24 protein-coding genes and 1 tRNA gene are annotated in these 23,532 nt (G+C 66.4%); 6 read left to right on the top strand and 19 right to left on the bottom strand.

From position 1 onward, the window contains the following. The first annotated feature begins 102 nt into the window (after window positions 1–102). Window positions 103–516, top strand: coding sequence for a hypothetical protein (locus Q1W26_RS08745; RefSeq protein ID WP_300438563.1), 414 nt, complete (start codon window positions 103–105; stop codon window positions 514–516). Between the two features lie 280 nt (window positions 517–796). Here the strand turns inward: Q1W26_RS08745 and Q1W26_RS08740 are convergent. Further along, window positions 797–870 (bottom strand) — tRNA-Gly (locus tag Q1W26_RS08740). 69 nt (window positions 871–939) lie between these two features. On the opposite strand from Q1W26_RS08740, the gene thiS reads away from it, so the two are divergent. The 4 genes from thiS (at window position 940) to Q1W26_RS08720 (ending at window position 3,044) form a co-directional block, all read left to right on the top strand. Continuing rightward, the gene (thiS, locus tag Q1W26_RS08735) at window positions 940–1,167 is read left to right on the top strand and encodes a sulfur carrier protein ThiS (RefSeq protein ID WP_300438560.1); all 228 of its coding nucleotides are present in this window, start codon (window positions 940–942) and stop codon (window positions 1,165–1,167) included. A gap of 72 nt (window positions 1,168–1,239) precedes the next feature. Next, window positions 1,240–2,025: a thiazole synthase gene (locus tag Q1W26_RS08730; protein ID WP_300438557.1), complete on the top strand. Its 786-nt coding sequence runs from the start codon at window positions 1,240–1,242 to the stop codon at window positions 2,023–2,025. Window positions 2,026–2,088: 63 nt separating this feature from the next. Continuing rightward, window positions 2,089–2,814, top strand: a complete 726-nt coding sequence (gene trmB, locus Q1W26_RS08725) for a tRNA (guanosine(46)-N7)-methyltransferase TrmB (protein ID WP_300438555.1) — start codon at window positions 2,089–2,091, stop codon at window positions 2,812–2,814. Window positions 2,815–2,816: 2 nt separating this feature from the next. Next, entirely contained in the window at window positions 2,817–3,044 is a 228-nt protein-coding gene (locus Q1W26_RS08720) for a hypothetical protein (RefSeq protein WP_300438553.1), read from the top strand. Window positions 3,045–3,059: 15 nt separating this feature from the next. On the opposite strand, the gene Q1W26_RS08715 is transcribed toward Q1W26_RS08720, so the two are convergent. Both Q1W26_RS08715 and Q1W26_RS08710 read right to left on the bottom strand, forming a co-directional pair. Continuing rightward, entirely contained in the window at window positions 3,060–3,932 is an 873-nt protein-coding gene (locus Q1W26_RS08715) for a lipid A biosynthesis acyltransferase (RefSeq protein ID WP_300438550.1), read from the bottom strand. Between the two features lie 99 nt (window positions 3,933–4,031). Next, on the bottom strand, window positions 4,032–4,883 hold the full coding sequence (locus tag Q1W26_RS08710; RefSeq protein ID WP_300438547.1) for a lysophospholipid acyltransferase family protein: 852 nt from the start codon (window positions 4,881–4,883) through the stop codon (window positions 4,032–4,034). Between the two features lie 226 nt (window positions 4,884–5,109). Here Q1W26_RS08710 and metK point away from each other — a divergent pair, with 226 nt between their 5' ends. Then, entirely contained in the window at window positions 5,110–6,276 is a 1,167-nt protein-coding gene (metK, locus tag Q1W26_RS08705) for a methionine adenosyltransferase (protein WP_300438544.1), read from the top strand. Window positions 6,277–6,345: 69 nt separating this feature from the next. Here the strand turns inward: metK and Q1W26_RS08700 are convergent, their stop codons facing one another. From Q1W26_RS08700 to Q1W26_RS08625, 16 genes are all read right to left on the bottom strand, one after another. Continuing rightward, window positions 6,346–7,314 (bottom strand): MBL fold metallo-hydrolase, encoded by a 969-nt coding sequence (locus Q1W26_RS08700; protein ID WP_300438541.1) that lies wholly within the window; start codon window positions 7,312–7,314, stop codon window positions 6,346–6,348. A gap of 59 nt (window positions 7,315–7,373) precedes the next feature. Then, window positions 7,374–7,691, bottom strand: coding sequence for a cupin domain-containing protein (locus Q1W26_RS08695; protein ID WP_300438539.1), 318 nt, complete (start codon window positions 7,689–7,691; stop codon window positions 7,374–7,376). Between the two features lie 255 nt (window positions 7,692–7,946). After that, a complete protein-coding gene (gene ccmI / locus Q1W26_RS08690; protein WP_300438537.1) occupies window positions 7,947–9,203 on the bottom strand; it encodes a c-type cytochrome biogenesis protein CcmI in 1,257 nt (418 codons plus the stop codon). Beyond that, window positions 9,200–9,691 (bottom strand): cytochrome c-type biogenesis protein CcmH, encoded by a 492-nt coding sequence (locus Q1W26_RS08685; protein ID WP_300438535.1) that lies wholly within the window; start codon window positions 9,689–9,691, stop codon window positions 9,200–9,202. The genes ccmI and Q1W26_RS08685 overlap by 4 nt, the downstream gene beginning before the upstream one ends. A gap of 1 nt (window position 9,692) precedes the next feature. Beyond that, window positions 9,693–10,286 (bottom strand): DsbE family thiol:disulfide interchange protein, encoded by a 594-nt coding sequence (locus Q1W26_RS08680; RefSeq protein ID WP_300438580.1) that lies wholly within the window; start codon window positions 10,284–10,286, stop codon window positions 9,693–9,695. Next, window positions 10,280–12,235, bottom strand: a complete 1,956-nt coding sequence (locus Q1W26_RS08675; RefSeq protein ID WP_300438532.1) for a heme lyase CcmF/NrfE family subunit — start codon at window positions 12,233–12,235, stop codon at window positions 10,280–10,282. Before Q1W26_RS08675 ends, Q1W26_RS08680 begins: the two co-directional genes overlap by 7 nt. Window positions 12,236–12,252: 17 nt before the next feature. After that, complete coding sequence (gene ccmE / locus Q1W26_RS08670; protein ID WP_300438530.1) at window positions 12,253–12,693, bottom strand: cytochrome c maturation protein CcmE; 441 nt, start codon at window positions 12,691–12,693, stop codon at window positions 12,253–12,255. Next, window positions 12,690–12,878 (bottom strand): heme exporter protein CcmD, encoded by a 189-nt coding sequence (gene ccmD, locus Q1W26_RS08665; RefSeq protein ID WP_300438528.1) that lies wholly within the window; start codon window positions 12,876–12,878, stop codon window positions 12,690–12,692. Before ccmD ends, ccmE begins: the two co-directional genes overlap by 4 nt. Next, window positions 12,875–13,624, bottom strand: a complete 750-nt coding sequence (gene ccmC / locus Q1W26_RS08660; protein WP_300438525.1) for a heme ABC transporter permease CcmC — start codon at window positions 13,622–13,624, stop codon at window positions 12,875–12,877. Before ccmC ends, ccmD begins: the two co-directional genes overlap by 4 nt. Before the next feature lie 138 nt (window positions 13,625–13,762). Beyond that, window positions 13,763–14,428: a heme exporter protein CcmB gene (gene ccmB, locus Q1W26_RS08655; protein WP_300438523.1), complete on the bottom strand. Its 666-nt coding sequence runs from the start codon at window positions 14,426–14,428 to the stop codon at window positions 13,763–13,765. After that, a complete protein-coding gene (gene ccmA, locus Q1W26_RS08650) occupies window positions 14,425–15,039 on the bottom strand; it encodes a cytochrome c biogenesis heme-transporting ATPase CcmA (RefSeq protein ID WP_300438520.1) in 615 nt (204 codons plus the stop codon). Before ccmA ends, ccmB begins: the two co-directional genes overlap by 4 nt. 224 nt (window positions 15,040–15,263) lie before the next feature. Continuing rightward, window positions 15,264–15,977 carry a hypothetical protein gene (locus Q1W26_RS08645; RefSeq protein ID WP_300438518.1) on the bottom strand — a complete coding sequence of 238 codons (714 nt, stop codon included), beginning with the start codon at window positions 15,975–15,977 and terminating at the stop codon, window positions 15,264–15,266. Window positions 15,978–16,060: 83 nt separating this feature from the next. Next, the gene (locus tag Q1W26_RS08640; RefSeq protein ID WP_300438515.1) at window positions 16,061–16,837 is read right to left on the bottom strand and encodes a class I SAM-dependent methyltransferase; all 777 of its coding nucleotides are present in this window, start codon (window positions 16,835–16,837) and stop codon (window positions 16,061–16,063) included. A 206-nt stretch (window positions 16,838–17,043) separates the two neighbouring features. Next, window positions 17,044–20,637, bottom strand: a complete 3,594-nt coding sequence (locus Q1W26_RS08635; RefSeq protein ID WP_300438513.1) for an indolepyruvate ferredoxin oxidoreductase family protein — start codon at window positions 20,635–20,637, stop codon at window positions 17,044–17,046. A 145-nt stretch (window positions 20,638–20,782) separates the two neighbouring features. Next, window positions 20,783–22,681 carry a DUF4105 domain-containing protein gene (locus Q1W26_RS08630; RefSeq protein ID WP_300438510.1) on the bottom strand — a complete coding sequence of 633 codons (1,899 nt, stop codon included), beginning with the start codon at window positions 22,679–22,681 and terminating at the stop codon, window positions 20,783–20,785. Window positions 22,682–22,809: 128 nt separating this feature from the next. Further along, entirely contained in the window at window positions 22,810–23,292 is a 483-nt protein-coding gene (locus Q1W26_RS08625; RefSeq protein WP_300438507.1) for a DUF3015 family protein, read from the bottom strand. Window positions 23,293–23,532 lie beyond the last annotated feature (240 nt).

Below are 23,532 nucleotides of genomic sequence, written 5' to 3'. Positions count from 1 at the left end.
CGTTGTGCGGTGGGAGTTCGCTGAAAACCTCGGGTTATTCGAGGTGCTCCAAACTCCCTCCTCGTTTTGCTCGGCGGTGACAAACAGGTGCCCATTCGTTGCATGGTCGGCAATTTCAAGGCCGTGGACGGCGATTTCATCGTCAAGGACATGCTGCTCGATACCGCCAAGGTCAACATCGTTGGCACTGGCAACATCAACTTCGGCGACGAGACTATCCACCTCCGGCTGGTGCCGGAGTCAAAAGGCTTCAGCCTCGCCTCGTTGCGTGGCCCCATCGTCATCACCGGTACTTTCAAAACGCCAGTCTTGCGGCCAGAACTGGGCGGCGTAATTGTCCGTGGCGGGCTCGCCGTGGCATTGGGCGCCATCTCGTCAGGTGTCGGCGCCCTTATTCCGCTACTCGATTTTGGTACAGAGCGCGGCAGCAATTGCAAAACCCTGCTCGTTGAGGCCAAGGCCGACTCGGGGGTGAAAACCAGCGACATGGCGCCACGCGCCAGGAAAAAACCATGAACCACATCGAACCGCAGCTTGATTTGGCGTAGGAGCTGAGCGGCGGAGGGTGTCCGAACAGCAGGTTTTGCTACGGTCGGAGTCGGGTGCAAGCACGAACCTCGGCACGTTCCGGCTTTAGACTAAAGCGCCAGGCGTTCTGTCGGAAAAATGCCTGGGCCGCAAGTGGCAGGATATGGTCTGATGTGGCGGTGATCAGATATCGACCAGACAGCAAAAAGGCCAACCCTCTCAGGTTGGCCTTTTTGCTTGCAGATCAACGACCTGCCGGAATCCGATGTGGAGCGGGCGATGGGAATCGAACCCACGGCTCTAGCTTGGGAAGCTAGGGTATTACCATTATACGACGCCCGCTCGAGAGACCAGGATTGTACGCATCGGCGGGGGGGAGGGCAACCGGGTGGGCGTGGTAAACTTCTGGCCATGATTACTTCGAATTCTTCCCCGACTCTTTCCCTGACGATCAACGGCGAAGCGCGGTCGTTGGTGGCGCCGGCTACGGTGGCGGCCCTGCTCGACGAGATGGGGCTGACCGGCAAGCGTCTGGCGGTGGAGCGCAACGGCGAGATCGTGCCGAAAGGTCTTCACGCCGGCACCGCGCTGGTGGATGGCGACCGGCTCGAGATTGTCGTGGCGGTGGGTGGCGGTTGAGCGGTTTTCGTTTGCTGCGGGCTGTTCGGCCCGTTTGTTTTATTTCCCTGATTGGATGAGGCTAGCCCTTCGATGGACGATTTGCTGACGATTGCAGGCAAGAGCTATTCCTCCCGGCTACTGGTGGGGACCGGCAAATACAAGGATTTTGCGCAGACGCGCGAGGCCATCGACGCAAGCGGGGCGCAGATTGTCACCGTGGCGATCCGGCGGACCAACATCGGTCAGGATCCGAACGCGCCCAGCCTGCTCGATGCGCTGCCGCCTTCGCAATTTACCTATCTGCCCAACACGGCCGGCTGTTACACCGCCGAGGACGCGATCCGCACGCTGCGCCTTGCCCGTGAGCTGCTCGACGACCACAAGCTGGTGAAGCTCGAAGTGCTGGGCGACCCGCACACGCTCTTTCCCAACATGCCTGAAACCCTCAAGGCCGCCGAGGTGCTGGTTAAAGAAGGCTTCGAGGTGATGGTTTACTGCGCCGACGACCCGATCCAGGCCAGGATGCTGGAGGACATCGGCTGTGTGGCGGTGATGCCGCTGGCCTCGCTGATCGGCTCGGGCATGGGCATCCTGAATCCCTGGAACGTGCAGCTGATTCGCAATGCGGTGAAGGTGCCGGTGCTGGTGGATGCCGGCGTGGGCACGGCTTCGGATGCCGCCATTGCCATGGAGCTGGGGTGTGACGGTGTGCTGATGAACACCGCCATCGCGCTGGCGCAGGATCCGGTGAGGATGGCCGGCGCCATGAAGAAGGGCGTCGAGGCGGGCCGCGAGGCTTTCCTCGCCGGGCGCATGCCCAAGAAGTTCTACACTGCGAGCCCGAGTTCGCCCACCACGGGCCTGATCGGCAGCTGATACACCCCATTCGATTGACCTGCGGCGCGCTACGGTGCGCCGTTTTCCATTCCGGACCGCGCCATGAGCGAAGAAATCCAGCAGACCCCCGCCGACGAGCCGCAGCACTCCACCCCCCGCCTCACGTCCCAGTCGATCCGCAGTTTCGTGCTGCGCCAGGGCCGCATGTCGGATGCCCAGCACCGTTTTCTTGACGAGATGATGCCCAGGGTGGGCCTTGCCTACCGTCCGGCGCCCGTCGACCTGAACGAGGTTTTTGGCCGCCAGGCGCCGCATGTCGTGGAAATCGGCTTTGGCATGGGGCAATCCACCGCGGCCATCGCCCAGGCCCGGCCGGGTGACGATTTTCTGGGCATCGAGGTGCATGCTCCGGGCGTTGGCGGCCTGTGCAAGCTGATCGAGGAGGGCAACATCCCCAATCTGCGCATCGTCCAGCACGACGCCGTGGAGGTGTTGCGCGACATGATTCCGGAAGCTTCGCTGGCCGGCGTGCATGTTTATTTTCCGGATCCCTGGCCGAAGAAGCGGCATCACAAGCGCCGGCTGATCCAGTCGCCCTTCGTCAAGTTGATTGCCTCGCGCCTTGCGCCGGGTGGCTATCTGCACTGCGCCACCGACTGGGAGGAATACGCCCAGCAAATGCTCGAAGTGCTTTCGGCCGAGCCGTTGCTCGTCAACACCGCCGCAGGCTTCGCCGAGAAGCCCGACTATCGCCCGCTCACCAAGTTCGAGAACCGCGGCATCAAGCTCGGCCACGGGGTGTGGGATCTGGTTTTCAGGCGGGTTTGAGCATGGCGTTCAAGCGACTTCCGGCCGGCGCGTGGCTGATGGGGATTCCCGGCCTGGCCTGCCTTGCCGCCGGCCTTTTGTTGCTGGCGGGTTTTGGGGCGGATCTGCATCCGCTGCTGGAGGAGTCCGGCGCGGGGCTGGTGCTGTTGGTGTCGGGCGTGGCGCTCCTGGGCAGCGCGGCGTTTCCGCTGGTGCTGGCCGAACTGGCTGCGCGGGATGGCGAGCGTTAGCGCGCGCCCCACTTCTCAGTAAATCTTCGGCTCGCCCGGCGGGCGGGTCTTGAAGCGGCGATGCACCCAGTAGTACTGGGCCGGCATCGTGCGGATGCGGTCTTCGAGAAATTCATTCATGCGGCGGGCGTCGGCTTCGACGCTGGTGCCGGGGAAGTGTTCCCACGGGTCGCCCAGCTCGACCACGTAGCCCTGGCCGCCCGGCAGCATGCGGGTTACGCAGGGGACCACCACGGCGGCGCCAAGCTTTGCAAAGCGCGGCAGGGCGGCCAGCGTGGCGGCCTGTACGCCAAAAAACGGCACGAATACCGATTCGCTGGGGCCGTTGTCCATGTCCGGCAGGTAGTAAAAGGGGCGCGGCTCCTTCATGGCCTTGATCGAGGCGCGGATGCTTTCGTCGCGGCGCAGCAGCAGCTGGTTGCCAAAACGGCTGCGGCCGTGAAAGAGCCAGCGGTCGATCACCGCGTCTTTCTGGCGTGCGTAGATGCTGACGCAGTTGAACGAGATCGCCATGCGCGTGCCGCCGAGATCCAGCCCCAGGAAATGGGGCGTGAGCAGGATCACCGGCTGGCCGGCGTCCACGAGTTTTTTAAGCATGTCCTCGCGGTCGATGCGCACGAGGCGGCGGATGCGCTCCTCGGATGCAAACCACGCCAGGCCGCGCTCCACCAGACTGCGACCGGCCAGGGCGAAGTGCTCGCGGGCGAGCTTGCGCCGCTCGGCTTCGGAAAGCTCGGGGAAGCACAGGCGCAGGTTGGTGAGGGTGACTTTGCGCCGTGGGGCGATGATCGCGTACAGCAGAAGGCCGATGGCGCGGCCGATGGGGGCCTGGATCGACAGGGGCAGCCAGTGCAGCAGCCACAGCAGGGCGACGACGATACGGCTCATAGGAAGGCAGTGAGGAGTGAGGGGTTGATCGTTGGACGGGCCGGGGCGGCGTGTTGCGCGTGCGTTGATCGCCAGCGCGTCCGCATCGAGAGGGGCGCTTCATCCGTTGTTCCTGGCGCCCTTGGGACGTTTGTAACGGTTGTAGCCCCACAGGTACTGGGCCGGATTTTCGCGGATCTGGGCTTCCATCTCGCGGTTGATGGCGGCGGCGCGGGTTTCGGTGTCGCCCTGGAGGGGCGCCAGCGGCGGGCGCAGGTGCAGGTGATAGCCCGTGCCGCCGGGCAGGCGTTCGGCCCACGCGAAAATCGTGCTGACGCCGGCCACTTCGGAGAGGCGGGCGGCGAGCGTCATGGTGTAGGCCGGGCGGCCGAAAAAAGGCAGCCAGGCGCCTTCGCCGCTGCCGGGCACCTGGTCCGGCAGCATGCCCACGGCCTCGCGCGCGCGAAGGGCCTTGATCAGTCGCCGCACGCCGCCCACGTCGGCCGGTGCCAGGCGCATGGCGCCGCGGCTGCGTCCGGCGTTGATGAAGGGTTGCAACACGGCTTTTTTGGGTGCCCGGTAGAGCACGGTGATCGGCTGGTGGGTCGAAAAATACTGTGCGGTGATTTCAAAGCAGCCCAGGTGGGGCGTGATGAACAGGATGCCGCCACCGGTGGCTTCGGCGGCCTCGACGTGCTCCCAGCCGCTCACCTTGACCACCTTGGCGACGAGTTCCGCCTGTGGGCGCAGCAGCATCCAGGGCAGCTCCAGCGCCTGCTTGCCGGTTTCGGCAACCACCTGGCGCCAGACCCGGCCGGCGGTTTCGGCACCCAGTGCCTGTTCGAGATTGGCCCGCAGGCGCCGTCGGTAGGTGGGCGACAGGGCGTAGGTCAGCCAGCCGGCAAAGACGCCGAAAGCCTGGAGCAGCCCCAGCGGCAGGCGGGCAAGAAGGGAGAGAATGTGCGACGCCATCGGTGCTGAGTGACAGTGTAGGGAATCGGCCGAATTGACTGCCGGGTGTGCAAAGCTATAATTGTGATTCCGCCGAGTTAATCCGACAACTTGCAGGGCGGAGGTGGCGCACAGCATTGCTGTGTGCAGGGCCAAAAAAATACTGCTAAAGCGTCGCCGCTCCGAAACATCCCCAGAGACGGCAACGCCGCCAGCACTGGGGATTTTTGTTTTTTAGGAGCGCTTCATGGCCAAAGAATACCTGTTTACTTCGGAATCCGTTTCCGAAGGCCATCCCGACAAGGTCGCCGACCAGATTTCCGATGCGGTGCTGGACGCCATCCTGGCCCAGGATCCGCACGGGCGCGTCGCCTGCGAAACGCTGGTGTCCACCGGCCTGGTGGTGATCTCCGGCGAGATCACGACCAAGGCCGACATCAACTACATGGACATCGCCCGCGCCACCGTCAAGCGCATCGGCTACGACGATTCCGACATCGGTTTCGACTACAAGAGCTGCGCGGTGCTGACCGCGATCAACCGCCAGTCGTCCGACATCGCCCAGGGCGTGAATGAAGGCGAAGGCATCGACCTCGACCAGGGCGCCGGCGACCAGGGCCTGATGTTTGGCTACGCGTGCAACGAAACGCCGAGCCTGATGCCCTTCCCGATCTACTACGCCCACCGCATCATGCAGCGCCAGGCCGAAGTGCGTAAGGACGGCCGTCTGCCGTGGCTGCGCCCGGACGCCAAGAGCCAGCTCACCGTGAAATACGTGGACGGCAAGCCGGTTGCCATCGACACCGTGGTCGTGTCCACCCAGCATGATCCGGACATCTCCCACGCCGATCTTTCCGAAGCGGTCATCGAGCATGTAATCAAGCCGGTGCTGCCCAAGGACATGCTGACTGCCAACACGCGTTTCCTGATCAACCCGACCGGCCGTTTCGTCATCGGCGGCCCGGCCGGCGATTGCGGCCTGACCGGCCGCAAGATCATCGTCGATACCTACGGCGGCGCGGCTCACCACGGTGGTGGCGCTTTCTCGGGCAAGGATCCCTCCAAGGTCGACCGTTCGGCGGCCTATGCCGGCCGCTACGTGGCGAAGAACATCGTTGCCGCGGGCCTTGCCGACAAATGTGAAGTGCAGGTGGCCTACGCCATCGGCGTTGCCCGTCCGGTGAGCCTGATGGTCGAGACCTTCGGAACCGGCAAGGTGTCTGACGAGAGGATCGTCGAACTGGTGAAGCAGCACTTCGACCTGCGTCCGAAGGCCATCATCACCAGCCTCGACCTGTTGCGCCCGATCTACTCCCGCACCGCGGCGTATGGCCACTTCGGCCGTGACGAAGTTGGCTTCACCTGGGAGAACACCGACAAGGCCGCCGCACTGCGGGCCGACGCCGGGCTGTAATTTCGGCGGCACGCTGCTTCGGTAGCGACAGCGCAGCAAAAAGGGCGACCCGCGGGTCGCCCTTTTTGCTTACTTGCTGCGCAGCGGGCTGTATTCCACCGGCACCCAGGCGTAGCCCTTGCCGTCGGCGCGGACGTGGCCGAGGCCGGGGAAGGGCAGGTGCATGCCGGAAACCAGCAGTTTCTCCTTGGCGGCCCAGGCGAAGAGCTTCTTGCGGGTGGCCACGGCCTGCTTCTTGTCGCTGTCGAACTCGATGGCGACCTGCGGGCGGGCGAACTGCACGGCATGGGCATGGACCGCGTCACCCAGGATCAGCAGGCGCTCGCCCTTCGATTCGATGAGGTAGGCGGCGTGGCCCGGGGTGTGACCGATGGCCGGAACGGCCTTGACGCCCGGAGCCAGCTCGGCGGCGCCGCTGAAGGTTTTCCACTTGCCGGCGGCCTGGTAGGGGGCGGCGCTGGTGCGGGCGATCTGGAAGAAGGGCTGGAAATCCTTGGGCGCCTTGGCGGCGTTGGCTTCGGAGAGCCAGAAGTCGCTTTCGGTCTGGTCCACGCGCACTTCGGCATTCGGGAAGAGCGGCTTGCCGTCGGCGCCGAGGAGGCCGGCCACGTGGTCGGCGTGGAGGTGGGTCAGCAGCACGATGTCCACCTGTTCCGGCGTGTAGCCGGCGGCGCGGATCTGCTCGCCGACGAAGCCGAGGGTCGGGCCGAAGGCCTTGGCGGCGCCGGTGTCGACGAGAACGAGTTTGCCGCCGACGTTGATGAGGTAGGTATTCACCGCGGTCTGGACCTTCTCGCCGGCGATGAAGCTGCTGGCCAGCAGGCGCTGGACTTCGGCCTTGCTGGCGCCCAGCAGCAGGTTTGCGGCGAGGTCCACGTAGCCGTCGTAAAGGGCGGTGATTTCGAGATCGCCGACGGTGGCGCGGTAGTAGCCGGGGGCCTGGGTTTTGACGGCCGGGGCTTCGGCGAAGGCGGGCGAAACCGGAAGGAAGCTGGCGCCAATGGCCACGGCCAGGGCGGTGATGCTGCGACGGATCATGGGTGTCACTCCTGTTTGGGAAGGACAGGAGGATACGACAAACTGTCGCTGCGGGGCTGTCAGCGCCGGGCGTGCACGGCCAGCCAGACGGTGTCGGGGCCGGTGGATGCGACCCGGTGGCGCTGGCCGGCCGGGATCAGCAGCCAGTCACCGGGGGTGAGGGCCTGGCGCTGTGCGTTGTCGAATTCGAGTTCGGCGCAGCCCTGAACCAGCATCACCCACTCGTCGTCGGCCTGCTCATACCAGAAGCCGGGCGGGCTGGCGTGACGGTGCGACACGATGCGCTCGATGCGCAGCTGTGGATTGCAAAACAGGGTTTCGAAGTGTTCTTCTTCCGTGGGCGGTGGAAGATCGGCGAGGAGGTTCTTGCAGGGCATGGTGCTGTTCCCGGTGAGGATTGGAACAGTATGCCGCTGATTGCCGCGGAAGGAAAAAGGCTGCGCCGGGATGAATCTCTGTTGGGTATTGGGGGCTTTTTTGGGTACCCCGGCGCGCTTTAAGAGGCTTGGTCTGAGAGCCCCCTTCAAGAGAGGGGGCTTTGAACACCCGCGGATGCTACGGGAGCACCCGTGGGTGGGCTAATTGTTTAAAACGATGCTCGTAATAGGCTGGGCCTATCAGTTTGCGGTGTGTTACGGCAGCACCTTGTCGATGACCAGTTTGAGGCCCGTGGCACCCGGCTTGACGGGGCTGATGTCGCCGCTGAGATCACCCGGCTTGGCGATGGCGTCGCCGGATTTGGACACCCGTGCCTCGATGCGCAGCTCGGCAACGGAGGAGAGCTTGAAGTCCGGGCTCATCGCCATGCTGTCGTCGAGCTTGAAATCCATCGGCAGGTCGGCAACCCGTGCGCGGAGCACGGCCAGCGGCATGCGCGGCCCCTGGGCGGCGCGGGCGAAGATGTAAACCAGGTCGTCGGGGCTGGCCTTGGCCTTGAGGGCCGGGGCGAGGTCGACCCGACCGCCGACCGCGGTGGCGCCGTTGGCCGGGGCTGCTGCCCGCGGTTTTTCGGGCGTCGCTGCCGGGGCTTCGAAGGGGCCGGACGTGGGCTTGGCGCCGCTGTTCATCAGGCTGCGTGCCTTGTCGATGCCGGCGCTGAGGTTCTGGGCGTCCTGGGAGTCGGGCGGAACCTGCGCGAGGAGGCGTTCCCAGTGGCGGACGGCGTCGGCGTAATTCTGGCGGAAAAAGGCGTTGGTGCCGGCCAGCACGAGGGCCTGGGGGTTGTCGGGTTGCTCCTTGAGTACCCGCTGGAGGAGCTCCAGGCCTTTGCCTTCGATCCTGCCCTTGTTGAGCTCGGCCGAGAGTTCGGCAACGTCGAGCATCAGCTCGGGTTCGCTTTCAATGGCAGGGCCGGCCCGGTCGAAGGCGCGGGCGGCTTCGTCGAAGCGGCCCATGGCCTTGTAGCTGCGTCCGAGCATGACCCAGCCTTCGGGATTGTTGGGGTTCTGCTCGAGCCTGGCGGCGAGGGTTGCGACCATTTTTTCGACTTCGGCAGCTGTCGGGCTTGCGTTTTGCTGGACGGCCGGATCGAGGGCTGCCGGGGTGCCGAGCACGAAGTACAGGGCGACGGCGGCGACGGGCAGTGCTGCCGAGAGCACAAGGGCCGTGCGCGGCAGCCGGCGGGGGGCGTTGGCGGTGGTGGGCGCATCGTCGGCCACGTCTTCGAGGACGCGGCGCTCGAGTTCGTCGCGGGCGATGGCGTGGTCGGTCGCGGTGAGCGCGCCGTTGGCGAGGTCGCGGTCGATGTCGACCATCTGGTCACGGTAGATGGCGGTGTTGATGGCCTTGCGGGAGGCGTGGCCGGCCTGGCGGCGGCGCAGCAGCGGCCAGCACAGCACGGCGAGGACGAGGAGGGTGAGCAGCCCGGCGGCTATCCAGAAGGCGGTCATGCGGCGTCTTTCGGACGGGTGGGTGAGGCGCCGTCATCGGCGAGGAGGGCCTTGGCAGCGGCTTTGTCTGCGGCGGAAAGTGCAGTCGGGGCAAGCAGGCGGGTGCGGCGGCGCAGGTAAAGGATCAGGCCGATCACGCTGCCGGCCAGCAGCACGAAGGGGCCGAACCACAGCAGCCAGGTGGTTGGCTTGACCGGCGGCCGGTAGAGCACGAAATCGCCGTAGCGGGCGACGAGGTATTCCTTGATCTCGGCGTCGGTCTTGCCCTGGCTGATCAGCTTGCGTACTTCCTCGCGCAGGTCGTTGGCGAGTTCGGCGCGGGATGCGGCGAGGCTTTCGTTCTGGCAGACGAGGCAGCGCAGTTCTTCGGAGATGACGATAAGGCGTGCTTCGATGACCGGATCTGCGGCCATCGGGGTGGCCTCGCCCGCATGGGCGAGGGGTGCGAGGGCGAGCAACAGGGTTGCCGCGGCGGTGGCGAGCTTCATTTCAGGATTCCTCGGCGAGCTTCTTGGCCAGCGGGAGGATTTTCTGCTGGAGTGCTTCGGGAGTGATCGGGCCGATCTGCTTGAAGCGGATGACGCCTTTCTTGTCGATCAGATAGGTTTCCGGCACGCCGTACACGCCGTAGTCGATGCCGACCCGGCCATCCATGTCGAGCACCGACAGGGTGTAAGGGTTGCCATGGCGGGTGAGCCAGGCATCGGCGCGCTGGCGGGTGAGGCTGGCTTCTGCGCCGGCCGCGAGTTTTTTCACGTCGGTTTCGCCGTCGCCGCGCACTTCCTTGTAGTTGAGGCCGACGATGGGGAGGCCGCCCTGTTTGGCGAAGGCCACCAGCAGCGGGTGCTCTGCGCGGCACGATACGCACCACGACGCCCATACGTTGAGCAGCCAGACCTGGCCGCGCATGTCGGCCGGGGAGAAGGTTTTTCCGGCGGCGCCGAGCTGTTCGAGGCGGAATTCGGGTGCGGGCTTGCCGACCAGCGGCGAGGGCACCTCATGGGGATCGCGGTTGAGGCCGACGGCGAGGAAAACCACCAGGACCAAAAAGATGCCGAGGGGAATCAGGAAACGTTTCAAGATGCGGCTCCGGTGCTGGCCAGGCGGCTTGCGCTGGCGGCTTTCGATTTGAGGCGGTAGCGCCGGTCGCTGGCTGCCAGCAGGCCGCCGAGGGCCATGAAGACCGCGCCGGCCCAGATCCAGCTGACAAAGGGCTTGTAATACACGCGCACGCTCCAGGCCTTGTCGCCGCCTTCCAGCGGGTCGCCGAGGGAAACGTAGATGTCGCGGGTCAGGCCGGGATCGATGAAGGCTTCGGTCATGGGCATGGCTGACGACAGGTATTTGCGCTTTTCGGGGTGCAGGGGCATCACGAGCGCGCCGTCCTTGAGCAGCTCGAGGTTGCCGCGGGCGGCGGTGTAGTTGGGGCCGGGTGCGTCTTCGACGCCCAGGAAGCGGATCGTGTAGCTTCCGGCGGCAACGGTGTCGCCGGGCGCCATGCGCACGTCGCGCTCGGTTTCGTAGTGCTTGACCATGACGATGCCGACCAGCGTTACCGCCATGCCCACGTGTGCCATGTGCATGCCCCAGAAGGCGCGCGGCGGCAGGCCGGACTTGGTGCGCGCGATGATCTGGACCACCGACGAGCCGGCAATCCACATGGCCAGGCCGATGCCCAGCGCCACGCCGGCCGACCATTCGCCGGCCGCAAAGGGCACGGCCACGCCGGCGATGACCGCCAGCGTGAAGGCGCCGCGCAGCGGGCGGACGATGTCGGCAATATTGGCCTGCTTCCAGCGCGCCACCGGGCCTACTGCCATCAGGAACAGCAGCGGCACCATCAACGGGGCGAACACCGCGTTGAAATACGGCGGGCCGACCGACAGCTTGCCCAGGTTGAGCGCGTCGATCACCAGCGGGTAGAGCGTGCCGAGCAGCACCGCGCCGGCGGCGGACAGCAACAGCACGTTGTTGATCAGCAGCAGGGTTTCACGGGACACCAGCGCAAAGGCGCCGCCGAGGCTGACCTTCGGTGCGCGCCAGGCGAACAGCGTGAGCGAGGCGCCGACGACCACCGCCAGGAACACCAGGATGAAAACGCCGCGTTTGGGATCGGAGGCAAAGGCGTGCACCGAACTCAGCACGCCCGAGCGCACCAGGAAGGTGCCGAGCAGCGACAGCGAGAAGGCGCCGATGGCGAGCAGCACGGTCCAGTTCTTGAAGCTGCCGCGTTTTTCGGTGACGGCCAGCGAGTGGATCAGCGCGGTGCCGACCAGCCAGGGCATGAAGGAGGCGTTTTCGACGGGATCCCAGAACCACCAGCCGCCCCAGCCCAGTTCGTAGTAGGCCCAGATGGAGCCGAGGCCGATGCCCAGGGTGAGGAAGATCCACGCCGCGGTGGTCCAGGGCCGCGACCAGCGCGCCCAGGCGGCGTCGAGCCGGCCCGACAGCAGCGCTGCAATCGCAAAGGCGAAGGCCACCGAGAAGCCCACGTAGCCCATGTAGAGCATGGGCGGGTGGAAAATCAGGCCCGGATCCTGCAGGAGCGGGTTGAGGTCACGACCGTCTTGGGCGGCGGGCAGCAGGCGTTCGAAGGGGCTGGAGGTGGCCAGGATGAACAGCAGGAAGCCAGCGGCGACGAGGCCGAGCACGCCTTCTACGCGCGCCACCATGTCGTCCGGCAGGCTACGCGAAAAGGCCGCCACGGCCAGCGCCCACAGCGACAGCATCAATACCCACAGCAGCAGCGAGCCTTCGTGGCCGCCCCACACGCCGGCGATGCGGTATTCGAGCGGCAGCCGCGAGTTGGAGTGCTGGGCGACGTAGAGCACCGAGAAATCGTTGTCGATGAAGCTGGCGGTGAGGCAGCAGAAGGCGATGGCAATGAGCAGGAACAGGATGCTCGAAGCCGGCCGCGCCAGCGCAATCCAGGCCGAAATGCCGCGCTGGGCGCCGATCAGCGGCAGGGTGCCCTGCACGATGGCGACAAGCAGGGCGAGGACGAGGGCGAAACTGCCGATTTCCGGGATCATGGGGAGGGGCTCCGGGCTTACTGCTTGAGGGTCTTGGAGGCTGCGTGGGCCTGATCGACAGCGGCCTTGGCTTCCGGCGGCATGTAGTTTTCGTCGTGTTTGGCGAGCACTTCCGAGGCGGTGAATTGCCCGTCCTGCCCGAGTTCGCCCTGGGCGACCACACCTTTGCCCTCGCTGAAGAGATCCGGGAGGATGCCCTTGTAGGTGACCGGGATTTCCTTGGCGGTGTCGGTGACGACAAAGCGGGCGGTGATGTCGGTGCGTTGCAGGCTGCCTTCCTTCACCAGTCCGCCGATGCGGAAGGGGCGGCCCTTGGGGGCTTCGCCGCTGGCCACCTGGGTGGGCGTGAAGAAGAACACCAGGTTGCTCTGGAAGGCGTTGAGGATGAGGGCGGCGGCGATGCCGATGGCTGCCAGCCCGCCGACGATGATGGCGAGGCGCTTGTGTCGTGGTTTCATGATTGGTCTTGACTGTCCCGGTCGGCTGCCAGTTCCCGGCGCAGGGTTCGGCGGGTGTCGGAAAAACGTTTCCGGACGAGCAGGGTTTCGATCAAAAGGGCCGCGGCGGTGACGCCGAAACTGCCCCACACATAGAGGCCGTAGCCTCCCATCGCGAAAAATTCGCTGGTGCTGCCCCAGTTCATTGCTGCATCTCCGGTAGTTCGGCCACCCAGGTGGTGTGACGTTCCCGTTCGAGGATGATCGCCCGAACCCGGTACAGGGCGACGGCGATGCTGTACATCCAGAAGGCCAGTGCCATGATCAGCATGCCCCACAGCATCGTGGTGGCCATGGACGGCGCCTTGGTGAGTGACACCGAGGCGCCCTGGTGCAGGGTGTTCCACCACTTCACCGAGAAATAGATGATCGGCACGTTCACCACACCCACCAGCGCCACGATGGCGCCGGCCTTGTCGGCACGGCGCGGGTCGTCGATGGCGGCGGTGAGGGCGATGTAGCCCACGTAGAGGAAGAACAGGATCAGTTCGGAGGTGAGGCGTGCGTCCCACACCCACCAGGCGCCCCACATGGGTTTGCCCCACAGCGCCCCCGTCCACAACGAGATGAAGGCGAACAGCGCGCCGGTGGGCGCGAGCGCCGAACTCATCATGCCTGACAGGCGGGTGTTGAAGGTGATGCCGATGGCGGCCCAGAAGGCCATCACGCAGTAGATGAACATGGACATCCACGAGGCCGGCACGTGGATGAAGATGATGCGGTAGCCCTCGCCCTGCTGGAAATCGGTGGGTGCGACGAAGAAGCTGAGCCACAAGCCGGCGGCGCAGAAGGCTGCAGCCAGCGCGGCGAACCACGGCCAGGCCTTGCCGGCGAGGGGGTAGAAGCTTGCCGGGGAGGCAAACTTGAACCAGTTTACGAAACGCTGACTCATGGGGCGAATCCGGTTGATTGAGCTGCCGCCGGGCGGTACAGACCCGAGTCTGGCAAAGGGTAAGGATTGAAGCTTAATGCCACCTTTTGTGCAATGCAGTGCGGCGACGACCGGGTGGTCGCGGGCCGGGCTTGCGGGCTATTCGAGCGCAATGCGCAGGGCCGCGGTGGCTGCCCACGGAGCAAAGAAAACACCCAGCGCCAGCAGCGCCCCCAGCAGCGACAGGTGGCCGCCGGCGCCAAGGCCCGCCATGTCGGCTTCCACCGCTCCGGCGCCGAAGATCAGGGCCGGAATATACAGGGGCAGCACCAGCAGCGACAGCAACACCCCGCCGCCCCGCAGGCCCAGGGTGAGCGCCGCGCCGATCGCGCCGATCAGTGACAGGAGCGGCGTGCCGAGGAGCAGCGAGAGCATCAGCACGCCCAGCGCCCGGGCCGACAGATCGAACTGCAGGCCCAGCACCGGCGCCAGCAGGACCAGCGGCAGGCCGGCGGTGAGCCAGTGGGCGAGCACCTTGCCGCTGACCAGCAGGGCCAGCGGGGTGGGCGACAGGGCCATTTGTTCGAGGGTGCCGTCCTGGTGATCGGCGGCGAACAGGCGGTTGAGCGAGAGCATGGCTGCCAGCAGTGCCGCCACCCACAGCACGCCCGGGGCGATGCGCCGCAGCAGCGCGGTTTCCGGCCCGATGCCGAGGGGAAACAGGCTGACCACGATCATGAAGAAGAACAGCGCGGTGAACACTTCGCTCTTGCGCCGTGCGGCAAGCAGCAGGTCGCGACGGACGATGGCGATGAAGGCGCTCATTTGCCGAGCCTCAGGCTGGATCCGGTGCCGGCGAGATGCACGGCCTGGTGGCTGGTGAATAGCAGCATGCCTCCGCGGGCGAGATGCTCGTCGAGGATGCCGCACAGAAGGTCGACCGCAGCCACGTCGAGGGCGACGAAGGGTTCGTCGAGGATCCACAGCCGTGCCTGGCTGCACAGCAGGCGGGCCAGCGCGACGCGGCGCTTCTGGCCCTGCGACAACACCCGGCTGGGCAGATCTTCGCGCCCCTTCAGGCCGATGCGGCGCAGGGCCAGCAGCGCCACGGATTCTTCGAGGGGGCTGCCGGCCACGGCGGCGGCGGTTTGCAGGTTTTCGAGGGCGGAAAGATCATCCTTGATCGTCGCCGCGTGGCCGAGATAGAGCAGCCGGGCGTGGAATTCGTCGCGCACCTTGCTGACCGGCTGGTTGTCCCACTCGATCTGTCCCCCGGCGGCCGGGGCGAGCCCGGCCAGGATGCGCAGCAGGCTTGTCTTGCCGGCACCGTTGGCGCCTTCGATCTGCAGCCATTCGCCGGTCGCGACCGAAAAGTCTACGTCAGAGAAGAGGCGGCGGTCGCCGCGGTCGCAGGCCAGGCCGTGGACACGGAGCATCGGGAGGGGCAAGCCGGGAAGTCGGAGTCGGGCGCATTCTGCCCGACCTACCCCCCGGGGTAAAGCTGGCGCAGGCATCAGGTGCAGCCCGGGCGGGTTCAGGCCCGAGAGCGGGCGACCCGTGGCTTGATGTTTTCTGCCCGATCGCCCGCCTGGCTGGCCGCGGTGATGCAGCTGCCCGGCGGCGGGGTTTCCAGGATGTGTGGCGTGCGGGCGGGAGGGGTTCAGTGGTGCCGTGTGCTGACGTAGCCTTCCGGCAGCACGGTGGAAGGCGGCGCAAGCGGAGCGCGTTGGGCGGCGTCGACGGTGTTCTGGTGGGCGTCGGCTTCCGCTTCGCCGATCTCCAGCACGTCCATCACCTGCCTGGCCAGTGCCCGGCAGGCGTTGCCGAGCGTGGACGGGAGGCTGTCGGGGATGTTTTTTTGCAGCAGCAGCTTGGAGGCCGACAGGCTCGCAACCGGGTGCAGGAGGCGGTCCCGGTAGCTGCCCAGCAGCTGGGCCACGTTGCGGTCGGCAGCGTCGCGCTGCCAGGCGTTGGTGGGCCACTGTGACGGCAGGGCGTAGGCGTGGGGAAAGGCTTCGAGATCGCGCAGCACGGTGCGCAGATCTTCGTGGGAGTCGCGGAAGGGCAAGAGCACGATGTCGCAGAGACCGTCGAGGGTGCGATCCACCTCGGCGCGGTTGCCGCCACCGTCGATCACGCCGATCCAGCCCTGCATGGTGCGCAGCTTGCCGACAACCTTGTGGAGCGCCTCGGGGGTGCGACCGTCGGCGGTGACGTAGCGGCGGCCGTCCGGCGAGAGGGGCTCGCGGGAACTGTCGGTGAGCACGCAGGCGGAGCGCTGGCCGAGTAGCCCGAGCCCCTGGCAGAGCATGTGGGACAGGGTCGTCTTGCCGGTGCCGCCCTTGTTGCCGATGATGCAGATGATTCGGGACATGTTGAAAACCTCTCGCTGAACGCAGGGCGCGATGACGCCATTATTGGCGCTTTAACGGCCGCAGGAGGGCTGGAATTGAGGGGCTAAGCCCGCCTAATTCCTTTTTTGGCCAACGGTTTGGGGCCGCCGGGCAGGTAGCAGTAAAGGCGGGTGCGGCGGCGGTCATCCACGTCCACCACCTTGTACGGCTCGATCCCCTCGACCGGAAAGCTGTTGCTCACCAGCAGTGCGCCGGGCTGCAGTTCGGCGCAGGCCTTGCGCCAGACCTCCGGCATCGGCACTGGCGACAGGAAGGCGTACACCAGGTCGTAGTCGGCCCAGGAAATCTGCCAGAAGTCGCCCCGCGCCACGCTGATGTTGGGCTGTCGGCGCGACAGCCAGAGCGACAGGGCGTAGGGCGCCGGGGCGGATTCCATGCCTTCGCAGCGGCAGTCGGGCCGTAGCCGGGCCAGCGGGCGCAGCAGCGAGCCGGTGCCGCTGCCCAGGTCGAGCAGCATGGTCGGGTGATCCCGCGGCAGCAGCTTGGCGACGGCTTCGGCGGTGTGCCGGTTGGAGAGAAAGAGCGGCACCTGGGTGCGAAAGCTGCTCCAGTAGAACAGCGCAAAAGCGACGAAGGCGGCGAGATACCAGCCGGGGGCGATCTGCAGCAGCAGCGCGCCGGCCACCAGCGGCGTGAAGCCGAGATGAATCCAGCGCCACCAGGGGGCACTTTTCAGGGCGATGGCCGTGCCGGTGGCCGCCGCCGCCTGCACCGCGACCAGCGGCCAGATGCCCGCCGGCAGCACACCGCTCCTGGCCGCCACGAAGGCGACGACACAGCCGGCAAGCTGGGCGAGAAGGGCTTTGAGGGCTGGGGGCATGGGTGGGGTTCCGGGGCGCTTTGGGGCTGTTGGGAGAGCCCCAAGTTTAACGGCTCCGGGTGCTGTGCAGCCAGGGAGGCCGGGTTTGGCGCAGCGTAACCCGACATCAAACTGAACATCGATGGTCTCGTCTGACAATGGAGGTGTCGGGTTACGCGGCGCTAACCCACCTACGCGGCATCACCTTGCCCGCCGCTACTCGTGAGTCAGGCCGCGTGGGCGCCGGTTTGCGCGCTTTTCCTGACGGCGTCCCGCCACTTTGCCAGCAGCGCATCGCGTTTTTCCGCCGTGTGCTTCATCGACCCCGCCTTGATGTGCCCGTAGCCGCGGATGCCGTCGGGCAGGCTGGCGATTTCGGTTGCCAGAGGCAGGCGCTCGGCGCTCAGCCCGTCCAGCAGCAGGGCGATATCGGCTTCGTACTGGGTGATCAGCGCCCGTTCGGCCTTGCGTTCGGGGTGGTAGCCGAAGACGTCGAGGGGCGTGCCCCGCAGGCGGCGAAACTTTGTCAGCCAGCGGAAAACGGTTTCCATCCACGGGCCCAGGGTGATCTTCCTGATGCGTCCGGAGGCCGGGTCGGGGCGGGCGAGGAAGGTCGGGGCGAGGTGGAAATTCACCTTGAAATCACCCTCGAAGCCGGCGTCGATCTGCGCCCGGAAGGTCGGGTCGCTGAACCGCCGGGCCACTTCGTATTCGTCTTTGTAGGCGAGCAGCTTGAAGTGGTTGGCGAGCACGGCTTCGGTGAGCTGCTGGCTGCCCAGCGGGGCTTCGGCGGCGCGCACGCGGGCGACGAGGTCGAGGTAGCGGCGGGCGTAGGCGGCGTCCTGGTAGTCGGTGAGCAGGGCGGCGCGGCGGGCGATGCGCTCGTCCAGCGTTTCGGCCTTGATCGGGCTGACCGGCGCCGGGGTGGCTTCCCGTTCGACGGCGGCGGGATCGACGGCGGCGCGGCGGCCCCACAGCAGCGCCTGGCGGTTCATATCGATGGCCGCGCCGTTGAGTACGATGGCCGCGTCGAGGCTGGCTTCGGAGACCGGCACCCAGCCTTTTTGCCAGGCGTAGCCAAGCAGGAACAGGTTGGTGGCGATGGCGTCGCCCATCAACGCGGTGGCCAGCTTGTGGGCGTCGAGAAAGTCGCAGGCGGTGCTGCCGACGGCTTCGGCGATGGCCGACTGCATTTTTTCGAGGGGAAACTGCCAGTCGGGGTTGCGGGTGAATTCCGAGGTGGGGGTTTCACTGCAATTGACCACGCCGCGGGTGGTGCCGACGGCCATCTTGGCCAGTGCATCGACGCTGGCGGTGACGATCACGTCGCCGCCGATCACCGCGTTGGCTGCGCCGGTGGCGATGCGCACGGCGTGCAGGTCTTCGGGCTTGTCGGCGATGCGGATGTGGCTGAACACCGAGCCGCCCTTCTGGGCGAGGCCGGTCATGTCGAGCACGGTGACGCCCTTGCCATCCAGGTGTGCTGCCATGCCGATCAGCGCGCCGATGGTGACGACGCCGGTGCCACCGACGCCGGTGACGAGAATGCCGTAAGGCTGCGCCGTCGAGGGCAGGGTGGGCGGTGGCAGTGGCGCGAAGCGGCGGGCGTCCACGGCTTGTGCGCGGCCCTTTTTAAGCCGTCCGCCTTCGATGGTGACGAAGCTCGGGCAGAAGCCGTTCATGCACGAATAATCCTTGTTGCAGGCCGACTGGTCGATCTGGCGCTTGCGGCCGAACTCGGTTTCGACCGGCAGAATCGCCATGCAGTTGGATTCACGGCCGCAGTCGCCGCAGCCTTCGCAGACCGCTTCGTTGATGAAGACGCGGGTTTGCGGGTCGGGGAAGCGGCCGCGTTTTCTGCGGCGGCGTTTTTCGGCGGCGCAGGTCTGGTCGAAAACCAGCGCCGACACGCCGGCCAGGGTGCGCAGTTCGCGCTGGATGACGTCGAGTTCGTCCCGGTGGCGGATGGACACGCCGTGGGGAATGTCGGAGACGTGCCAGGGCCGGTCGGTGCCGTCGGTGACGAGCACGATGTTGCCCACGCCTTCGGCCTGCAGCTGGCGCAGCAATTTGGGTACTGTGAGTTCGCCATCCACCGGCTGGCCGCCCGTCATCGCCACGGCGTCGTTGAACAGGATCTTGTAGGTGATGCCGCTGGTGGGCTGGCGGTGGTGGGCCGGGCGGTTGAAGGCGGCCACGGCCTGGCGGATGGCCAGGATGCCAGAGTGGAAATAGGTGCCGTCGCCCAGGTTGGCAAAGATGTGCGGCTCGTCGGTGAAGGGCGCCTGGCCAACCCACGGCACGCCCTCGCCGCCCATGTGGGTGAAGGTGGCGGTGTGGCGGTCGGGCATGAAGCTGGCCATGTAGTGGCAGCCGATGCCGGCCACCGCGCGGCTGCCGGCGGGCACGTGGGTCGACACGTTGTGCGGGCAGCCGGGGCAGAAGGTGGGCACCCGGTCGATGGCGAAGACGCGGTGGCCGAGGGTGTGCTCCTTGGCGAGCAAAAAGGCGAGGCGGCTTTCGATGCGTTCCGACGTGAAAAAGCGCCCGATGCGTTCGGCGATCACCCGGGCGATCAGCGCCGGGCTAAGCTCGCCGGCGGCCGGCAGCAGCCATTCGCCGTGGTCCACGGTGTTGCGGCCGTCCGGGCCGGTGCGGCTGAGCAGCGCCCATTCACCCTTTTCGTCGAACTTGCCGACCACCCGCGGGCGCACGTCCTCGCGCCAGTTGTACAGCTCTTCCTTCAGCTGGTATTCGATGAGCTGGCGTTTCTCCTCGACCACCAGAATTTCGTCCAGCCCCTCGGCAAAGCGGCGGACGCCTTCGGCCTCCAGCGGCCACACCATGCCCACCTTGTAGAGGCGGATGCCGATTTCGGCGGCGAGGGCGTCGTCGATGCCCAGGTCTTCCAGGGCCTGGCGCACGTCGAGATAGCTTTTTCCGCTGGTGATGATGCCCAGGCGCGGCTGGGGCGAATCGATGACGATGCGGTTGAGCCCGTTGGCGCGGCAGTAGGCCAGCGCGGCGTAGAGCTTGAAGTGGAGGAGGCGTTTTTCCTGTACCAGCGGCGGGTCGGGCCAGCGCAGGTTGAGGCCGCCTTCCGGCAGCGCGAAGTCGGACGGGATCACGGTCGTCACGCGATGCGGGTCCACGTCCACCGAGGCCGAGGTTTCCACGGTGTCGGCCAGCGCCTTGAAGGCCACCCAGCAGCCTGAGTAGCGCGACAGCGCCCAGCCATGCACGCCGAAGTCGAGATAGTCCTGCACGCCGGCCGGGGCCAGCACCGGCATCATCATCGACTTGAAAAAGTGGTCGGTTTGGTGGGGCAGCGTAGACGACTTGGCGGCATGGTCGTCGCCGGCAATGGCCAGCACGCCGCCAAATTTGCTGCTGCCGGCGGCGTTGGCGTGGCGGAACACATCCCCACAGCGATCCACCCCCGGCCCCTTGCCGTACCACATGGCAAAAACGCCCTGAACCCGCGCCTTGGGCGACAGAGCCAGCTGCTGGGTGCCCCACACGGCGGTGGCGGCGAGGTCTTCGTTGACGCCGGGCTGAAAGACGATGTCGTGGCCGGCGAGGTGTTCCCGGGCTCTCCAGAGCGTCATGTCGAGCCCGCCCAGCGGAGAGCCGCGGTAGCCCGATACGAAACCGGCCGTGTTGAAGCCGGCAGCCCGGTCCCGTTCCCGCTGGATCATCAGGAGACGCGTCAGCGCCTGGTAGCCGGTGAGATACACGCGCCCGGTGGGGGTGGTGTATTTGTCGTCGAGACTGGCGCCGGGTGTGTGTGTCGGGCTGCGGACGGGATCCTGCTCGGCCATGGTGGGTTCCTCGCAAAAATCATGTCGATGCATTGACGGGCGCCGCACTAAGGCTGCGAATCAAGCCTAGACGTTGCCGGGCGGCGCTTCAATGATTGGATGCTGCGAGGGGAGCGAGGTTCCGGCGCCGGGGCGCCGGACGGGGTCAGAAGTAGTGCTGCCAGCCCAGGCTGATGCGGCGCTCGTCGCCGCTGGCGGATGGCTGCTCGATCTGCGTCCATTCGTAGCCCGCCACCAGGTTGTCGTGGGGGCCGAGACGGGTGCGAAAGTTGGCGCGCATCACACTGCGATCGAGGCGCTTGTCGATGTACCACTGGCGGCCGGCTTCCAGTTGCAGGCGGCTGTGGCTGCCGGCGTCCATCAGCAGACCGGCCAGCGGGCCGGTGCCGATGGCCCAGTTTTTTTCGAGCTGGCCACTGCTCAGGATCTGGTTTTCAAGGAAGACGTAGCCGATCAGCCGGCCTTGTCCCACATTCAATTCCCAGGCCGCGCCCGGGCCGCCGGCAACCATCGGGCTGGCGGCATGGCCGGCGCCGAGGACGCGCTCCCAGCCGAAACGCACTTTCCACGACAGCGGCTGGGTCCAGGCCCGGCGGGGGGCTACCGAGACGATGTCCACCGGCAGAAAGCGTTCGAGGCGCCAGCCCTGGCCCTCCCGCTGGCTGGCGGCCAGGTCGCCAAAGCGGATCTGGGCGCCGCGGGCATAGCCGGTTTCGGGGTCGAGGAGATCGTGGTAGGCCGGGCGAAGTTCGAGAAAGAGGGCGCTGTCGCCGGCAAGGTGGCCGGCGGCAAGGCCGAAACGCCCGGACGCGTGGCCGGATTCGGGGCGGGGCGGCACCGGCACTGCGCCGGTGTCGATGGCCGGCAGGGTGCTGCGGCGGGTCTGGATGGTTTTCAGGCGGGCCAGCGCGTCATCCTGTTCCAGCTTGCCGGCATGGCCGCGAAACGACACCAGGCGGTCGGCGAATTCGAGCTGTTCGATGGCGGCGGCGCTGTCTCCCAAGGCTTCGGGGGCGGTGTGGCCGTCGGCCACGGCGATGGCGGCGGCCATCTGTTCCGGCGCGAGGCGTGTGGCCCGGTGGGCAAGCTCGGTGCCGGCCGACGGGCGGAAGGTGACGTCGGTGACCAGGCCCGGCCGGCTGGCCACCACGCCCTTTACGGTGTCCACCGGGATCGCCGTCCAGTAGAACTGCTTTGCCACCCGGAGGCCCGGCCTCGCCACGTCGAGCAGGCGCAGGATCATGTAGGAGCAGTTTTCGTCGAAGAACCAGTAATCGAAGCGGGTGGCACCGATCTCCCAGGCGTGGCGCAGGAGCTGGCGGGTTTCATCGGCGCTGAGGTTGAGCCGGTATTCCCACACGTCGCGGCTCTCCATGTCGCTGTATTCGCGCACCTTGGCGTAGTAGGGCGAGCTGGACAGCATGCCGGGGTAGAGCCCGGTGAGCCCCTTGAGGGCGAAGCTGAAGCCGTCGGTGGCATCGGCCTTCGCGGCGTAGTTGATGGTGTAGGCGAGCAGCCGGGTCTGGTCGGTCTGGCCGACGGCATCGATGCGCAAAAGCGTGTGGCCGAACATCGAGGCCGGGCTGTTCACGTAGGCCGACGGAAAAACCAGGGTGACCCCGGCCGGGTTGATCTCTTTCGCCCACGCTTCGAGGCGCGGGCAGGGCTGCCCGGGAAGTTGCGCCGGAGCGATGGCGAGGCGGGTTTTAAGCCAGTGAAGGCGGGCCGGAAAGCGGCACTGGGGATGGTCGTCGGGGGCTTCGGGCCGGGCCGGCTCGAAAAGCCGGGCGAGGGTGGCCTCCAGCTCGGCGGCCGGGTTGCGGGCGCCGTCGGGCGCATTGAAGAAGCCCTTGTCGTCGGCGAGGCTGCGCAACTGACCGGTGACCGGGTAGGGCTCGTATTGCAGCAGGTCGGACCACGCCGGGTCGTCGGCGAGCCGCTCGCTGCGGGCTCTGGCCTGCAGGTCTGAAAGCGTGTCGGCGCGGGCCGGTGCGCTGGCCGCGGCCAGGCACAGGGCGGTGCCGAGGGCGAGCAATGTCTTCATGCGGATGGGCGGCAAACAACAGACATGAAAAAGCCCTGTTGTGCCAGGGGCTGGGTGGCCACGGGGCGTTACAGGGCTTTGGTGTTTGCGGGCTCCGGACTTGCCGACAACCCGCAACGAAGTCTGGATCAGACGGCTTCGGCGTACTTGGCCAGGCGGGCGTCGGACTGCAGCGCCGCTTTCAGCTGGGTAGCGATGGTGTCGGCGGAATCGACAGAGGCGAAGATTTCGGCGTGACGGGCCTTGGTCAGGCTGACGAAGGCGGCCTTGTCGCTGGCCTCGATCTTCAGCAGTGCAGCCAGTGCATCCAGGGTTTCGCCCTGGCCGGAGGCGGCGTCACGGGCCAGCTGGGCCTTGTTGCCGTCGATGAACATGGCGGTCTTCCAGGTGGAGGTCACGACGCCATCCTGGGAACAACCGAGGGTGCCGGACGTGATGCCGAAGGTCTGGTTGCCGAAGGTGCCGTTGGTGGTTACGGCGAGAACCTGCGGGGCCACGCCCTTCTGACCTTCAAAAACCTTGGAGCCGAGACCGCAGGAGCCCACGTTGTTGGCGGCGGCGAACGCGGTGACAGGAAGGGAAACAGCCAGTGCGAGAAGAATCTTTTTCATTATGAGGTCCTCTTGGTTTGTGTTGCCTGTCCGGGCATTGCCAGCGCAATGCCGAGGAAATACTAGCGCACTCTTTTGCGAAGGGTTGTTTCCAGGGAAGGTGTGTTGTTTTTATACAAATACCCGGCGCAGTAAGGACCACGACGTGGACCTTGCCGTCGCTCGGGTGATGTCCTGCCGGGTGTCGGCGAGCGCCCCGGGCGGGCCGCGGGGCGCGGTAATATTGGCAGCCCGAACCGG

The organism is Zoogloea sp. (assembly GCF_030157465.1).
Taxonomy (GTDB): Bacteria; Pseudomonadota; Gammaproteobacteria; order Burkholderiales; family Rhodocyclaceae; genus Zoogloea.
The sequence above is the reverse complement of the archived record's forward strand: the minus strand, read 5'-3'. Positions and strand labels throughout refer to the sequence as shown.

Coding starts and splice junctions, on each gene's coding strand:
- Q1W26_RS08745 (WP_300438563.1), top strand. CDS start 103: ATGGTCGGCAATTTCAAGGCCGTGGACGGCGATTTCATCGTCAAGGAC.
- thiS (WP_300438560.1), top strand. CDS start 940: ATGATTACTTCGAATTCTTCCCCGACTCTTTCCCTGACGATCAACGGC.
- Q1W26_RS08730 (WP_300438557.1), top strand. CDS start 1,240: ATGGACGATTTGCTGACGATTGCAGGCAAGAGCTATTCCTCCCGGCTA.
- trmB (WP_300438555.1), top strand. CDS start 2,089: ATGAGCGAAGAAATCCAGCAGACCCCCGCCGACGAGCCGCAGCACTCC.
- Q1W26_RS08720 (WP_300438553.1), top strand. CDS start 2,817: ATGGCGTTCAAGCGACTTCCGGCCGGCGCGTGGCTGATGGGGATTCCC.
- Q1W26_RS08715 (WP_300438550.1), bottom strand. CDS start 3,932: ATGAGCCGTATCGTCGTCGCCCTGCTGTGGCTGCTGCACTGGCTGCCC.
- Q1W26_RS08710 (WP_300438547.1), bottom strand. CDS start 4,883: ATGGCGTCGCACATTCTCTCCCTTCTTGCCCGCCTGCCGCTGGGGCTG.
- metK (WP_300438544.1), top strand. CDS start 5,110: ATGGCCAAAGAATACCTGTTTACTTCGGAATCCGTTTCCGAAGGCCAT.
- Q1W26_RS08700 (WP_300438541.1), bottom strand. CDS start 7,314: ATGATCCGTCGCAGCATCACCGCCCTGGCCGTGGCCATTGGCGCCAGC.
- Q1W26_RS08695 (WP_300438539.1), bottom strand. CDS start 7,691: ATGCCCTGCAAGAACCTCCTCGCCGATCTTCCACCGCCCACGGAAGAA.
- ccmI (WP_300438537.1), bottom strand. CDS start 9,203: ATGACCGCCTTCTGGATAGCCGCCGGGCTGCTCACCCTCCTCGTCCTC.
- Q1W26_RS08685 (WP_300438535.1), bottom strand. CDS start 9,691: ATGAAGCTCGCCACCGCCGCGGCAACCCTGTTGCTCGCCCTCGCACCC.
- Q1W26_RS08675 (WP_300438532.1), bottom strand. CDS start 12,235: ATGATCCCGGAAATCGGCAGTTTCGCCCTCGTCCTCGCCCTGCTTGTC.
- ccmE (WP_300438530.1), bottom strand. CDS start 12,693: ATGAAACCACGACACAAGCGCCTCGCCATCATCGTCGGCGGGCTGGCA.
- ccmD (WP_300438528.1), bottom strand. CDS start 12,878: ATGAACTGGGGCAGCACCAGCGAATTTTTCGCGATGGGAGGCTACGGC.
- ccmC (WP_300438525.1), bottom strand. CDS start 13,624: ATGAGTCAGCGTTTCGTAAACTGGTTCAAGTTTGCCTCCCCGGCAAGC.
- ccmB (WP_300438523.1), bottom strand. CDS start 14,428: ATGAGCGCCTTCATCGCCATCGTCCGTCGCGACCTGCTGCTTGCCGCA.
- ccmA (WP_300438520.1), bottom strand. CDS start 15,039: ATGCTCCGTGTCCACGGCCTGGCCTGCGACCGCGGCGACCGCCGCCTC.
- Q1W26_RS08645 (WP_300438518.1), bottom strand. CDS start 15,977: ATGTCCCGAATCATCTGCATCATCGGCAACAAGGGCGGCACCGGCAAG.
- Q1W26_RS08640 (WP_300438515.1), bottom strand. CDS start 16,837: ATGCCCCCAGCCCTCAAAGCCCTTCTCGCCCAGCTTGCCGGCTGTGTC.
- Q1W26_RS08635 (WP_300438513.1), bottom strand. CDS start 20,637: ATGGCCGAGCAGGATCCCGTCCGCAGCCCGACACACACACCCGGCGCC.
- Q1W26_RS08630 (WP_300438510.1), bottom strand. CDS start 22,681: ATGAAGACATTGCTCGCCCTCGGCACCGCCCTGTGCCTGGCCGCGGCC.
- Q1W26_RS08625 (WP_300438507.1), bottom strand. CDS start 23,292: ATGAAAAAGATTCTTCTCGCACTGGCTGTTTCCCTTCCTGTCACCGCG.